The sequence below is a fragment of the Salinisphaera sp. SPP-AMP-43 genome (genome assembly GCF_049568105.1).
In the GTDB taxonomy this organism is placed as follows: domain Bacteria; phylum Pseudomonadota; class Gammaproteobacteria; order Nevskiales; family Salinisphaeraceae; genus Salinisphaera.
The window spans coordinates 1,407,026-1,421,330 of record NZ_CP145335.1 but is presented as its reverse complement, the minus strand read 5'-3'; the positions used below and the strand labels follow the sequence as shown (position 1 = coordinate 1,421,330).

Here is a 14,305-nt window from a genome sequence, read left to right as displayed (position 1 = left end):
GCCGGCCCAGCCGATCGCCGGGCCGGCATAGCGTCATGGATCGACCGGGGTCGCTGGCCAGCTGTCGACACGCGCAACCGGGTTGGTCAGCCAGCCGACGAATTGCAGGCTCGCAGTCGGATCGGCCAGATCCAGCATCTGACGGCTATTGGCCAACTGCAGCCGGTTCAGACAGGAGCGCCGGAAGTCCGGCGCAAACAGGTCGTAGGCTTCGAACTTGTCGCCATACTCGGGATGGGCCTGTTGATAACGCTCGATGCAGGCGGCCACCCGCTGCCAGAACACAGACTGCGGATAGTCGCGCTCGACCGCCAGGATCGGCGCGATATAGCGGAAGATGAGATCGAACAGATCGGTGAAAATCGACAACGTGCGTAGTTCGTCAGGCACGGGGACAGCGATTCGCGATACTGCCTCGGGCAGTTCGGCCTGCGGGTCCATGACTGCGATCTCTTCTGCAATATCTTTCATGATCACGCGGTCCACGGCGTGCTCACGCAATACCAGAATCAGGTTCTCGCCGTGTGGCATGAACACCAGATCATGGGCGTAAAAACAATGCAGGATCGGGCCGAAATAGGCATCCAGATAGCGATCCAGCCAGGCCTCGGTCGATAGCCCTGAAGCCTCGATCAAGGCACCGATGACCGAATCGCCGGCATAGTCGCGATGTAGCAGCGCGGCCATGGTCATCAAGCGCTCGCCCTCGCCGATCCGCTCGACCGGCGATTCACGCCACAGCGCCGACAGCATCTTGTTGGCGCCGTCGGTACGGGCCAGCCCGGCTTCGAATTGCGGGTGCCGATAACCGATCGCGGCCACCTCCCGTAGTATCGAAAAACCGCGCTCGGCCAAGTAGGCATCACCGTCGATCAACTCGGCCAGCCAATCGCAGATCGCCGGCGTGCCGGCCATATAATAAGGCGACAGGCCGCGGGCGAAGCCCATGTTGAGGATCGACAGGCTGGTCTTGACGTAGCAGCGCGTCGGCGCGTCGTGGTTGAACAGCGTCCGAATCGACTGCTGGGCCTGATAGGCATTCGGCGCAAAGCCAAGATGCACGAGATGCCGGGTAGCGATTTCGTCGGCATAGGCGAATACCAGCTTGTTCTGCCACTGCCAGGGATGTACCGGCAAGAAATGGTAGTCGGCCGGCGCCAGGCCGAGTTCGATGAGCTGATCGGCAAAACGCTGGCGGGTAGAGGCATCCAGCTCGTCGGCCAGATGCGAGGCCACGCTACGATCGGCCGCAACCGAAAATTCTGCCCGACTGCGATGGGCCGCGACCCAGATCAGCCGAATCGGGTGCGCAGCTTCCGGCGCATAAGCCGCGAAATCGTCGCCGTCGAAGCCGATCCGGCCGTTGTTGGCCACGAACGCGGGATGCCCCTCGGTCATCGCAGATTCGACGGTCTGAAAATCAGCCCGGGCCAGCTCGGCGGCCGATAGCCGCGCTGCGCTGCGCTTGTAGGCAGCACTGTAGCGGGTGCTCGCGATCTCCTGTAGATACAGGGCCAAGCGCTCACCCGTCAGACCGAGCACGGTTTTGAAATCGACGAACAAGGCGCCGGCATCGACGAGCGCAGCCTGGCCGTCGACCTCGCGCTCGATGGTCGCCGGTTCGACCTGCCAGTGGTACAGCCAGAATCGACGGGCCGTGAACCGATAGCGAACCCGGCCGGTATCGTTGTGGATTTCGTAGCAGACTGGCTGGGTCGCGTCGGCGACGGTCTGGTCCAGGCAGCGCGGTTCGAACAAGCCTTCGTGGGCGAATTCGCCGATGATCTTGGCCACCAGCGCCGCGTTGACTTCGGCCCAGCGCTGTGGCGTCAGGTGGGCGGCGCTACGTACTGTCGCGGTCAGACATTGGCAACTCATGCCGGCACTCCGATACGCCCACAGACTCGGGCCTGGGCGCTGGTCAGTTGGATCATCGCCCGGTCGTGATCGAGCTCGGTACAGGTCGCCAGCCATGCGGTTTTATCCGCCAGTGCGATGCGCTCGCGATAACAAAAGCCAGCCCGCCGATTGAGGGTATGGATCGCCTGGTTGGCCACATCCGGCTCGACCACCAGCCGGGCGACGGCCGGATCGCTGAACAGCCAGTCCACCACCAGTGCGAAGACCGCCCAGGTAAATAAATGAATCGGCTGGGTCGGCGGCGCGATCAGGATATGAAAGCCGCGATCGCCGGACGCTACCGGATAATGGGCGCCGATGGGCTCGGCGGCCGGCTCATAGCTTTCGAGCAAAAACGCGGGCTGGTCGTTATGCAGACCGATCAGCGCCTGGTGGGTGGTCGCGCGCTGGATGGCCGCGAAATAATCCACCGTTTCGGCCGCACTTTGATCCTGCATGCCCCAGAAACGCGCGTGCTCGCTGGTCAGCCAGCGATGAGCGACACCGGCGTGGCGGCCGATGTCGAAGGGGCGTAGCGCCAACCGGCCGATGCCGGGCACGCGGCGGGCGTATTCATCACAGCTCGGGTTCATGTCGTCTCCCGATCGGGTTGCGGATGGTCGGCAGCTTGCGTGGTCGCAGACAGCGCACCGGCATCGAAATTCTGGAAAGCGATTCGGCGCTCGATCGGATATACCTCGCGGCCGACGATCTGCTTGAGGATCACGGCATTGCGATAGCAGGCCATACCCAGATCCGAAGCCGTAAAACCATGCGTATGCAGTTCGGCGTTCTGGACGAAGATCCGATCGCCAGCCACGTCGATCGCATAGTCGCGGCATACACGAAACCGCCCCTGGCCGTCCCAACGGATCTGATCGGCGATCGGGGCGAGATAGTCCGGCGCCCGATGCGCGAAACCGGTGGCCAGAACGAGGGCCGCGGTGCGATGCGTAAATCGCTGGCCTTGCTCGGTCTGTACGAAATCCAGCCGATAGTCGCCAGTGGCATCATCGCGTCGTACGCCGAGCAATGTGGCATTGGCCTGTAGGCCGACATTGGCCGTGCCGTGGACATCTTTTTCGTAGAGGCGATCGAAAATGGCATCCGACAGATCGCGGTCGATGCCTTTGTACAACGGCTTGTGATCGCGAGACAGCCGTTGCCGGCTGTGCTCGGGCAGCGCATGGAAATAGTCGATGTATTCCGGCGAGGTCAGCTCGAGGGTGAGCTTGTCGTAGGCCATCGCGAAAAAACGCGGCGAGCGGGTGAACCAGTCCAAGCGCTGCGCCGGCCCGGCGGTATCGAGCCGATCGTTGAAGATCTCGGCCGCACTCTGGCCGGAGCCGATGATCGTCACCGAGGGCTGCTCGGCCAGCGTATCCCGCCAGTCCAGATAGTCGGCAGCATGACAGACTGGCCCGTCGAGACCGTCGCAGCAGGTCGGCCAGTCACGCTGTGGCCCCGTGCCGAGCACCAGCCGCCGGGCACGATAAACCCGGATTGTGCCGCTGCTCGGTCGGATCGCGGTGACCACATAGCACGCCTGCGCCGCGTCGTACTCGATCGCACTCACCCGCTGCTCGAAGACCAGGCTGGTCAGCTGCTCGGCCACCCAGCGGCAGTACTGGTTGTATTCCGCGCGCAGCATGAAGAACTGCTCGCGGATATAGAACGCATAGATACGCCCGCTGGCCTTGAGATAGTTAAGAAAACTGTACTCGCTGGTCGGATCGGCCAGGGTGACCAGATCGGCCAGAAACGGGGTCTGCAGGGTCGCGCCTTCGAGCAGCAGACCGGGATGCCAGTCGAAGCGTTCGTTCTCATCGAGAAACACGGCATCCAGAGTTTCGATCGGTTCGGCCAGGGCCGCCAGACTCAGATTGAACGGGCCGATCCCGACGCCGATCACGTCGTGGACGTGGCCCTGCTGGGTGTCGGTTCGCTCAGCCATGACGGGCCTCCAGACAGGTTTCGTCGCGCTCGTAGCCGACCGGCACGCTGCGTGTCTGCATTCGGGCCAGGCGTTGGCCGGTCGTCACGATCAGACCGAGCAGTTCGTCCATATCGGCGAGCGTGGTCGCGGCATCCATGAGCGTGAACTTGAGATAGCGCCGCCCATGAACCCGGGTCGCGGCGATCATGGCCTCACCGCTGCCCGACAGCTCGTCACGAATTGCATCGTTGAGGCAATCCAGATCGTCGGCGGCCATGGCCAGGTTCGGCCGAAAGCGAAAGACCAGCGCCCCGAGTTCGGGTTCGTTGAGCAGCTCGAAGCGCGGCTCGGCCAGCATTCGCTGATAGGTCCGATGCGCCAGATGCGAAGCCGCATCGAACAGACCGCCGATGGTCTCAGCGCCGTCGCTGCGCAGGCTCATCCAGAGCTTGAGCGCATCGAAACGGCGCGTGGTTTGCAGACTTTTATTGACTTGGTCCGGGGTGCCAGCGGCGGCGGCTTCTTCCGGATTCAAATAGTCGGCGTGATGGGTCACATGGCCGAGCATGGCGGCGTCGGCGACCAACAAAGCGCTACAGGCCACCGGCTGGAAAAAGGATTTGTGGTAGTCGACGGTGACCGAATCCGCCGCCCCTAGGGCCCGACATTCGTGCGCACGCGTCGGCGAGACCAGCAGACCGCAGCCATAAGCGGCATCCACATGCAGCCAAAGATCGTGGCGCCGGGCGATCTGCGCGGCTTCGGCGACGTCGTCCAGGCTGCCGAAATCGGTGGTGCCGAACGTCGCCACGATTGCCAACGGAATGGCGCCGTCGTCTTTCGCAGCCGCGACGGTGCGGGCCAACGCGTCGGTATCCATGCGCCAGGCCTCGTCCACCGGTACCGACACGATGGCCTGTTCGCCGAGCCCCAGCAGCGCCGCCGCCTTGCTCACCGAAAAATGGCTGAGCTCGGAGACGAAAATACGCAGGCGAGCGGCCTCCGGTGGCAGCCCGTATTGTTGGATCCAGCCGCTGCCATGGACGCGCTCGGCATAGCGATCACGAGCCAGCAGCAGCGCCATGAGGTTCGACTGGGTGCCGCCGCTGGTGAAGATCCCGTCCGCTGTGGCCGGCAGGTACGCTCGATTGGCCGTCCAGCGGATCAGCTTCTGCTCGATCAGGGTCGCGGTCGCGCTCTGATCCCAGGTATCCATCGACGTATTGATCGCCGCGGCCACGATCTCACTGGCGGCCGCCGAACGCATCACCGGGCAGTTCAGATGCGCGACGTAGCGCGGATGATGGAAATATACGGCGTGTTCAAGATAGAGCGATTGCAACTCGGCCAGCGCGGTTTCGAAACCGGCCGGTACGCCGTCCAGGTCAATCCCGGCAAGCGGCGCCGCCAGCTCCGCCGGCGTACGACCACTGAATACACGACGCCGCTGGCCGATCGCATCGGCCGCGATCTCCAGTGCCTGGGCGCCTTGGTGTTTGAACAACGCGGCGCTGTCGCGATTGAGCAGCGCACCGGCTTGGGTTGCGTCGTTGGAATCGGGGCCTTCGGTGGCCGCGATATCGATAGCCATGACTGGCTCCTTGTCGATCGGATGTCGATCAATCTGGGCCGCGCACGCCGCGGCGACGCCCTCGTGGCAGCGCGTGGCCGGCGCCGGGGGCCAGCCACGCCGAACCGTTGTCTAGAAACGGTAGTCCAAGGTGGCCGTGACCTGCCGCTCTTCACCGAAGTAGCAATAGTTCTCGCTAAAGCAGCCTTCGACGTATTTCTTGTCGAGCAGATTGTTGGCGTTGACCCGGACGCTCACGCCTTTGAGCTTGGGCATCATCTGGCCGAGGTCGAAGCCGACATAGGCATCCATGAGCGCGTAATCCGACAGTTCGAGCGTATTCGAGCTGTTGGCGTAGCTCTTGCCGATATAGCGACCGCCCAGGCCGGCCGAAACGCCTTTCGGAAAGTCGTATTTCACCCAAAGCGAGGCCATCTGCTCGGGCGAGAGCACCGGCGTATTGCCGGCCGAGACCGAATAACCGCTGGTATCGGTGAACGAGTCCTGATATTCGACGTCGTTGTAGGCATAGCCGGCGGTCACGTGCAGCTTGTCGGTCACATCAGCCTTGGCCGTGAATTCCACGCCCTTGGATTCGACATCGCCCACGCCGGTGTAGCGCACCGGTGTCACGCTGGTGCGCTGCTGGACGTTTTTCTGGGTCAGGTCGTAGAGGGCGAGCGTGAACAACGCATTGACGCCGTTGGGCTGGTATTTCACGCCGATCTCGTACTGATCGCTGTCGACCGGCTCCGGCACTACCCCGTCGACCGAGGAATCGGTGCTCGGATTGAAGGCCTCGCTATAGGAAAAATACGGCGAGACACCCCACTTCGAGCGATACAGGATCGCCGCCCGCCCGGAAAATGAGTCGTCCCGGCGCGTATCGCGGGCGCCGCTGAGCTGGGATAGATAATCCCGCTTGAGATAGTCCTCGCGGCCGCTAAGCACGACATGCCAGCGCTTCCAGGACAGCTGATCCTGAATATAGGCCCCGAACTGCTTGAGCTTGCGATCGGTGTGGGCATACAACGCCGGCTCGGTCCCGGCCGGCAGACCGGTACCGGAATAATCCGGGTTGAAGGGATCCAGATTCGAGCCTAGCGCGCTGGAATTGCGGATTGTGTTGTCGCGCTGCTGATAGCTCAGGCCGGTCAGCAGTTTGTGCTGCACCGGGCCGGTCGCGAAATCGAACTGGGCATAGTTATCGGTCGAAAACGCCTTGAGATGCTCATCGGCCCCCGAGTAGTAGCGGCCCAGGGTGGCGCCGTCATCGGCTGCTGCGGTAAAGCCGGTTTGATAGATCTGGGCCAGTTCGGTCTCGACATCCGAATAGCGCGACCGTGAATGCAGCGTGATGTGATCGTTGACCTGATGGGTGAGCTCGTAGGAGAACAGCCGTTCGTCGCGATCGAAATGGGCATTGCCTCGGCTGGCATCCACCCAGGAGGAATCGACCGTACGCCCGAAGCGCGAGTTGTCGGCTGCCAGGTCGTAAGGCACGGCGCCGTGGAAACCGCCGGCCGGATCGTGCTGGATATAGGCCTGCAGCAACAGATGGGTGTCTTCCGACAGGTCCAGGCTAAGCTCGGGCATGATCGTATAGCTTTCCCGCTTGACCACGTCGAACTGGGTATCCGAGGTCGAGGCCTTGCCGATGACCCGGTAGCTGCCCCAATCCTTGTTCGGCAGTGGCCCGGTGAGATCGACGCCGCCGCCGAAGGTATCGAAACTGCCACCATAGAACTGGATCTCGCCCTGCTGCTTCGACAGCGGCTTCTTGGTGGTGTAGTTGACCAGCCCGCCCGGCATCGCTCGGCCGTAGAGCACCGAGCTCGGCCCTTTGATGATATCGATGCGTTCCAGAAAGAACGGATCGATCTGGATATTGGAATAACTGCCGCCGTCGCTCATCAGGCGCATGCCGTCGAGGAACATATTGTTTACGTCGCCGGCATGAAAGCCGCGTAGCGAAACCACGTCCTGGCGCCTGGAAGCCCCGGCCAACCCGGTAAAGGCGCCCGGGGTATAGCGCAGTGCATCGTTGATATTGCGCGATCCCTGGTCGGCGATCTGCTCACGGGTGACGACATCCACCGTCTGCGGCGTTTCGAGTAGTGGGGTATCGGTCTTGGTCGCGCCGCGGCTGGTTTGCGCCGTATAGCCGTCGGTCGGCGCATCGGCGCCCGGATACTGGCCTTCGACGTAGATATTCTGCAGCTGTGCGGTCGCCGTCTGGTCCTGACGTGCTTGGCCGCTTGGCGCCACTGCGGCATCGGCGCTGTTGCCAGCCTCACTCGACTGGGCCGAAGCGGCCATCGATACCAGGCTGATCAGGCTCGCCGCGCCGATCAGGCTCAATGCCTGGCCACAGCTCGAATGCCTCGATGCCGTCGTCTGTTCGGTCATACCCTTCCGACTCCCTATGCCGTTATCGTTGATTCTTTTACGGCGTACTCGCTTGCGCGGCCGTACTGGTAGCAAGTGTATTTGCGACTAATTCGCATTTGCAACTTCTTTCGCAAATGCATCCCAGTTCTAGCCGACTTCACTTGGCCCAGTAGGCATCGAATGCTCGAAAGAACCGCCCCTAAACCGAAACGATCGATACTGGCCCACCCATTACGGGCGAGCCATAACCCAGCAGCACATGGGGCATACCGATAGGCTACCGTTCGCACGAGGCCGCAAACCGTAACCACGCGTCGATACAGGGCTTACCTACCAGCGACCGCCTGGCGGAGCCCATGGTTCGGGGCCGGCGCGTCGCCGAACGCCAGCAAAAATTCCGGAAGATACCGAATCAGAGCGCGGCCCGGCCGGGTATCACGCATGGCGTCGCATGAACGGTGAGCCGTCGAGCCGATCAAGTGGTCGCGCGACCAACGTTTGGCTACCAACACGCAATGCAGGCCACGACGCGATGCGCGAAGCCGTCTTCCAAGGTGGCACGAAGCACGGCCCTGCCCTATTCAATACGCGACGAAACATGGCTTGCATACCGGCCCGGATCGGTTCGGCCAAGCGTTGCGATCGTCGTACACATGCGATTGGGCCCGTCGTACAAGCCATCCAAGCCGTCGTCCATAACCCGCTGATGAGCCGAGTTTTCGCAAAACTTGCGGGCCTTCGCAGTAGGCTTTGATGAAAGAAAGCTCGCTCCGTCCTCGCACAAGCATCGCTACGGGCTATATATCGTTTCCGAAAGAGGCTCTTGGTGCGGCTTCCTAAAAGCCCGGGGATTGCCGAGTTTGCGTATGCGTCGGCATCCCATGTGCTGCCCTGATAATGGGCCATACATGCGGCGACTTGTTGCGCCAACCGCGGGTTGGAGTACTCGGGCGTACGCTTGCGTTACCCGGCGCCTGTTCTTTTAGGGGCGGGCTGCCCACAAGAAGTAGCCCGCAGCGTGACGCATCTCGACAGCGCAACGAGTTGCATCCTATGGGCTACGCTCCAAGTTCTCCGGCACCGCGCAGGCACGCCCTAGGGCGTGCGCATCACGGCCGCCAGCCCGGCGGGCATAGCAATAGCGCCTAGGCTCATGCCTGCCGGGCGGTGTAGCCCACCGCTGTGGCGTATCAGGCGAAAACGGCGACGCTCTGGCGAGCCGCGATCACCGGCTCGAGATCGGCGTTCCAGATGGTCGTATGCTGGCCTGCATAGCCCGACCCGACGGTCTCGGCCTGCGAGCGACACAGCCACCAGCCATCGCGCGTGGCCGGCCGGTCGGTCAGCAGATCGAGCTGCCAGGTCATGCTGCTGACCGGTGCGGGACCATCCATGCTCGCCATCGCCGCCGGCGGTATGGCATCCGCCAGCGCTACTAGCCCGAGCACGCCGGGGTCGACCGCTTCGTCGCGATGTCGTATCCAGACCAAGAACTCCGGCTCCGGACTGGCGCTCATCGGCAACGCGCCGCCGACTCGTCGGGTTTCGAAATGCTGGGCGAAACTCGGCCCCAGGTTACGTCCTTGAGCGTCCTCGAAAAACCGATCTCCCTGTTCCGGGGCGGATACCGAGGGCGCGACTGCACCACGGAAGTTCAACGCCGATTCGCGATTGGCGCCGAAACAGAACAGCGACCGAACGGCCGGCTCCCCATCGCTACTCATATCGGCTGCGATGAAGGCCGTCGATTTACCGCGACGCAGCAAGGTGGGCTGGATGGCCACGCGGGCCCCGGCCGGCCCCACGAAACCGATCTGGGCCGAACGCAGCGGCGGTAGATCGGTATGTGCAGCCTCGGTGGCCGCTAAACACAGCGCAGCCGACAGGCCGCCGTAGATCGCCCGGCCCTGTAGCCAGTCCGGCGGAATCGCGACATCGTAGCCGGTGCCGGTAGCGGTCAGTTGTTGTAGCAGGTCGGAAAATGCGGTGCGTACAGCGACGTCGTTCATGCCAGGCTTCGATCCGGACAAAGCCGCTAGCTTAGCGCAATACGCCCCCGTATTGTGGGCTGACTTCCGTGAGCCTGGTGTCGCTGAGTAGACAGCGGGCCATCTCGCCGGGTGTTTCGAAGAAGAAATTCGGCGAGGCGTTCAGGAGTTCGGCTGTCGAGCCATAGCCGTAGCCGACCGCAGCACAGGGCACGCCGTTGTGCTGCGCACCCAGCAGGTCGAAATGCCGATCTCCGATCATGAGAGTCTCATCGGGGCGCAGTTTCTGCTCGCGCAGGATGTAGGCGATCAGCGCCGATTTTTCGGCGCGTTTGCCATCCAGTTCGCTGCCATAGACCTTGCCGAAATAGTCGTCGAGCTCGAAATGATGAATGATCTTACGAGCAAAAAACCAAGGCTTGGACGTAGCCACGAACAGCTGGCGCCCACTGGCACGCAGCGCAGACAGCAGTTCCACGATCCCGTCGTAGAGCCGATTCTCGAACATGCCGAGCTGAGCGAAACGCTCGCGATAATCATCGACCGCCCGACTGGCTGCGGCCTCGCTCATGTGGTGAAAATCGACAAATGCGGCCTTGAGCGGCGGCCCGATGAAGCCTCGCAAATCTCGGCGATCGGCCACATCAATACCCTGTTTCGCCAACGCATACTGTACGCATCGGGTAATCCCTTCGTAGGGATCGGTCAAGGTGCCGTCAAGATCGAATAACAGCGTGGTATAGCGCATAGCTGACCCGTTTGAACCCGCCTCCCGGAGCATGGCTCCGACGCCGGTCGCTATCTGTCGTTGTATGGTTGCCCTACAAGCAAGAATTCGGCCGATTTAGACTTTCGTCGTAAACGACAAACGAACCGGCCTGCAGGCCTTGGCGATCAAACATCTTCGAGGCCGTCTCGAAGATGGCGCATCCGTGGTACCAGACTAGCCGTTCGCTGCGGCTGTCCCTACCCGGCGATAGTCGCATTTGGCGCCGATCTCGGCAGGCTGGCCAAGCGCTCGCGATTACTGTTTTCGCGCCAACCTGCCCTGCCGCCGCCCGCTCGCCCCGCGCCAGTTCCACCCAGCGCAGGCGCTCGTCGGGTGCCGGCGGCTCGAACGCACCATCCGGTTGGTATCGGATCCGGGCCGCGTCTACGGACAGGTCAGGACGAGCGGATGCACCGCGGCTCCTTCAGCGATCGCCCTGTTTCGTCATCAGCCAGTCCGCCACCTGCGCCCAGCTGGACTGCGCGGTCAGCGCGCCGCCGACCGAGCTCGTGGAGTCCGGCTCGACCCATTCCGAGATTACCTCCCGACTGGCCACTACCGAGGCCAAGCGCTGCCCGCAGACTGCTGAACAGACCGGCTGGCTGCGATCGCAAAGATGCAGGATCGGCGCATGTACCGCAGCCAGACGGGTCGCAGTACCGGCCATCGGCAGCTGCCCCTGGGCCAGCAGGTTATCGGCCCAGAGATAGTCGATGATGTCGGCAACGACGCCGCCCGGATACGCCCGGCACCCCATCAACTCCTCGTCGGCATGCGACCGTGACGGCCCGTAGAGCACCTGGCGGGCGATGCCCTGCAGCCAGCCCGGGGTATGCAGGAGCTTCACCGGCAGCCGCGACGCCCTGAGCCCGGTCAGCCGGCGCCAGGGCGCTGCCCGCTGCCACAACGCATGCGGCTGCAGCCCGGCGGCTCCGGCAGCACGATAATCGATCGCCGTATCCAGCAGCACCAGATGGGCGATCTCGTCGGGCGAACTGAGCGCTGCACAGCACAGCGCGAACACCCCGCCGAGCTGCCAGCCGTGCAGGCTCAACGCGCGATGGCCGCTATGGAAACGCACCCGGTTCAACATTTCGGGGAGCAGCGCGGCAAAGTAGTCGCCCAGATGCCGCTGATCGTCGGCCCGGGTGGGCCGCCCCCAATCGATCAGATACAAGTCGAAACCGCGGGCCGACAGATACGCCACCAGACTATGCTGGTCGCGGCGATCGTAAATCCGTGTATCAACGCCCAGAGGTGGCACCAGCACTAGCGGGCTGCGCGGACTTGGCTCGTCGTCCTCGATCGGGGCCGGCGCATAGTAGCGCAGCGTGGCCCCCGCCCGGCGGTGGATCACCTCGAATTCGGCACAGCCGGGCAGCAGCACACCCCGACGGTCGAACAATCGCGGGCGGCGGTCGGTTTTCATGCGCAAGACCTATCCGCGAGCCAATACCGGCCGCGCTGCCGATGCCGCTGGCGGTGAAAAACGTGCACGGTCGTCCCGTGTATAGATGCCAGGCCCCTATGATATCGGATACGCCCCGGGGCTTTGCAGCCGGGGCGGACACCGGTTGCATCGTGATCCGCCCTATGTACATCCTGCATAGCTGTAAACCACAAGGAGCGATCGATGGAATATCGCCAGCTCGGCAATTCCGGTCTCATGGTGTCCAAATTCACGCTCGGCACGATGACCTTCGGCGGCGAAGGCAATATGGCCAAGGTGGGCGACATCGATGCCTCGGGCGCCCGTACGATGATCGACAAGGCCCTGGACGCCGGTGTCAACATCTTCGATACCGCGAATATGTATTCCGGCGGCGCCTCGGAAGAACTTCTCGGCCAAGCACTGGGCAATAAGCGCTCGGACGTACTGGTGGCCACCAAGGTGCGTTTTCCGATGGGCGACGGCCCGAACGACCGCGGCCTGTCGCGTTCGCATATCCGCCAGCAGATCGATGCCAGTCTCAAACGGCTGAACACCGATTACATCGACCTGTATCAAATGCATCAGTGGGACGGCGTTACGCCGCTGGAAGAAACCCTGGAGACCTTCGATACGTTGGTCCGCCACGGCAAGATCCGCTACTACGGGATTTCCAATTTCTCGGCCTGGCATGCGATGAAGGTCATGGCGGTCTGCGAGCGCGAAGGCTTCATCAAGCCGGTCAGCCAACAGATCCACTACACCGCTCAGGCCCGCGAAGCCGAATACGAGCTGATGCCGGCCGCCCACGATATGGGTATCGGCACCATGATCTGGAGCCCGCTAGCCGGCGGCCTGTTGTCCGGTAAATATCGCCGCGATGCCGAACAGCCGGAAGGCACACGCTTTTCCGAAGGCTGGGAAGAACCGCCGATCAGCAACGAAAAACGGCTGTTCGATCTGATCGAAACCTTGGTCGAGGTCGGCGATGCACATAATGTCTCGGCAGCCCAGGTCGCCCTGGCCTGGATCACCGGGCGTCCAGGCGTGACGACTACCGTGGTCGGCGCCCGCAAAGAACATCAGCTCGACGACAACCTGGCAGCTGCCCACCTCGAGTTGAGCCACGACGAAGTCGAGGCGATCGAAAAAGTCAGCCGCCCCGAGCTGTTGTATCCCTACTGGCACCAGCGTAAGACCGCCAGCGACCGGTTCGGCCCGGCCGATCAGGTCCTGCATGCGAACTTCGCCAAGGGCGATTGATTCAAGCTATTTGCCGTGCTGGCTCAGCGGGCCGTCGGTCACGATGGCCCGTTTTTTATCGATAATACCTGCCTATTTTTGCCGTCGTCGGCAGTCTCGAAAGCCAACGTGCCTATGGCATGGCTTGGCATGTCTTGCGGCCGGTCACCACGGGCGCCGCGCAACGCGCTAAGCTGGCGCCCATGATCGATCTGCACACCCACTCCACTGCCTCGGATGGCCAGCTGTCACCGACCGCGCTAATCGAGCGCGCGGCCGACCGCAGCATTAGCCGGCTGGCGCTGACCGATCACGATACGGTAGCCGGCGTGCCCGAAGCACGAGATGCCGCGACGAGCTATGGCATCGAGCTGATCACCGGGGTCGAGATATCCGCGACCTGGCGACGCCGAACGCTGCATATCGTCGGCCTGGACATCGATATTGAGGAGACCACACTCGCCAGCGGCCTGGCTTCGCACCAAACGATGCGCATCGAGCGCGCTCGATCGATCGCCGATCGCCTGGCCCGCCATGGGTTGCGGGATGGCTATATACGAGCGGCCGAGGCGGCTCGGGGCGGCCAGATCACCCGCGCGCATTTTGCCAACTTGCTGGTAAGCGACGGCATCTGCCGCGATACCGCCCAGGCATTCAAACGCTTTCTACGCCCGGGCAAGCCAGGCTACCAACATTCCGAATGGTCGGCGCTCGAATCGGTCATCGACTGGATTCATGCGGCAGGTGGCATCGCTGTACTGGCGCATCCTTTCGGCTATCGATTCACCGGCGCCTGGCGTCGGGCCGCAGTCGGCGCATTCGCCGCCGGCGGCGGCGATGGGTTGGAAATCTGTACCGGGGTCAGCACGGTCGACCAGGAAAGCCAGTCGGCTCGTGATGCGTATAGTCACCGCCTGCTGGGGTCGAAAGGCTCGGATTTTCATTCGCCAGAACAGTTCTGGCTGGAGATCGGGCGGGTACGCGAACTGCCGAAAACCGTTACGCCGATTCGATTGGCGGGCTGAACGACGACCATCCGCCGAGCCAGCCGTCTTGGTCGGCAGTGAAATCGGCAATACCG

At 62.8% G+C, this 14,305-nt stretch carries 10 protein-coding genes; 2 read left to right on the top strand and 8 right to left on the bottom strand.

Translation table 11 applies throughout. From position 1 onward, the window contains the following. Positions 1–33: 33 nt before the first annotated feature. The 8 genes from V5738_RS06065 to V5738_RS06030 form a co-directional block, all read right to left on the bottom strand. On the bottom strand, positions 34–1,878 hold the full coding sequence (locus V5738_RS06065) for an IucA/IucC family protein (RefSeq protein WP_423823517.1): 1,845 nt from the start codon (positions 1,876–1,878) through the stop codon (positions 34–36). Further along, on the bottom strand, positions 1,875–2,492 hold the full coding sequence (locus V5738_RS06060) for a GNAT family N-acetyltransferase (RefSeq protein WP_423823516.1): 618 nt from the start codon (positions 2,490–2,492) through the stop codon (positions 1,875–1,877). Before V5738_RS06060 ends, V5738_RS06065 begins: the two co-directional genes overlap by 4 nt. Then, positions 2,489–3,853 carry a lysine N(6)-hydroxylase/L-ornithine N(5)-oxygenase family protein gene (locus tag V5738_RS06055; RefSeq protein ID WP_423823515.1) on the bottom strand — a complete coding sequence of 455 codons (1,365 nt, stop codon included), beginning with the start codon at positions 3,851–3,853 and terminating at the stop codon, positions 2,489–2,491. The genes V5738_RS06060 and V5738_RS06055 overlap by 4 nt, the downstream gene beginning before the upstream one ends. Next, entirely contained in the window at positions 3,846–5,426 is a 1,581-nt protein-coding gene (locus V5738_RS06050) for a pyridoxal phosphate-dependent decarboxylase family protein (protein WP_423823514.1), read from the bottom strand. Before V5738_RS06050 ends, V5738_RS06055 begins: the two co-directional genes overlap by 8 nt. A gap of 111 nt (positions 5,427–5,537) precedes the next feature. Continuing rightward, a complete protein-coding gene (locus V5738_RS06045) occupies positions 5,538–7,814 on the bottom strand; it encodes a TonB-dependent siderophore receptor (RefSeq protein ID WP_423823513.1) in 2,277 nt (758 codons plus the stop codon). A 1,172-nt stretch (positions 7,815–8,986) separates the two neighbouring features. Next, on the bottom strand, positions 8,987–9,805 hold the full coding sequence (locus tag V5738_RS06040) for an acyl-CoA thioesterase (protein ID WP_423823512.1): 819 nt from the start codon (positions 9,803–9,805) through the stop codon (positions 8,987–8,989). Positions 9,806–9,836: 31 nt separating this feature from the next. After that, positions 9,837–10,532, bottom strand: a complete 696-nt coding sequence (locus V5738_RS06035) for an HAD family hydrolase (protein ID WP_423823511.1) — start codon at positions 10,530–10,532, stop codon at positions 9,837–9,839. A gap of 445 nt (positions 10,533–10,977) precedes the next feature. Continuing rightward, positions 10,978–11,982, bottom strand: coding sequence for an alpha/beta fold hydrolase (locus tag V5738_RS06030; protein ID WP_423823510.1), 1,005 nt, complete (start codon positions 11,980–11,982; stop codon positions 10,978–10,980). 204 nt (positions 11,983–12,186) lie between these two features. On the opposite strand from V5738_RS06030, the gene V5738_RS06025 reads away from it, so the two are divergent. After that, complete coding sequence (locus tag V5738_RS06025) at positions 12,187–13,245, top strand: aldo/keto reductase (protein ID WP_423823509.1); 1,059 nt, start codon at positions 12,187–12,189, stop codon at positions 13,243–13,245. Between the two features lie 182 nt (positions 13,246–13,427). Continuing rightward, positions 13,428–14,249 carry a PHP domain-containing protein gene (locus tag V5738_RS06020; protein ID WP_423823508.1) on the top strand — a complete coding sequence of 274 codons (822 nt, stop codon included), beginning with the start codon at positions 13,428–13,430 and terminating at the stop codon, positions 14,247–14,249. Positions 14,250–14,305: the final 56 nt, after the last annotated feature.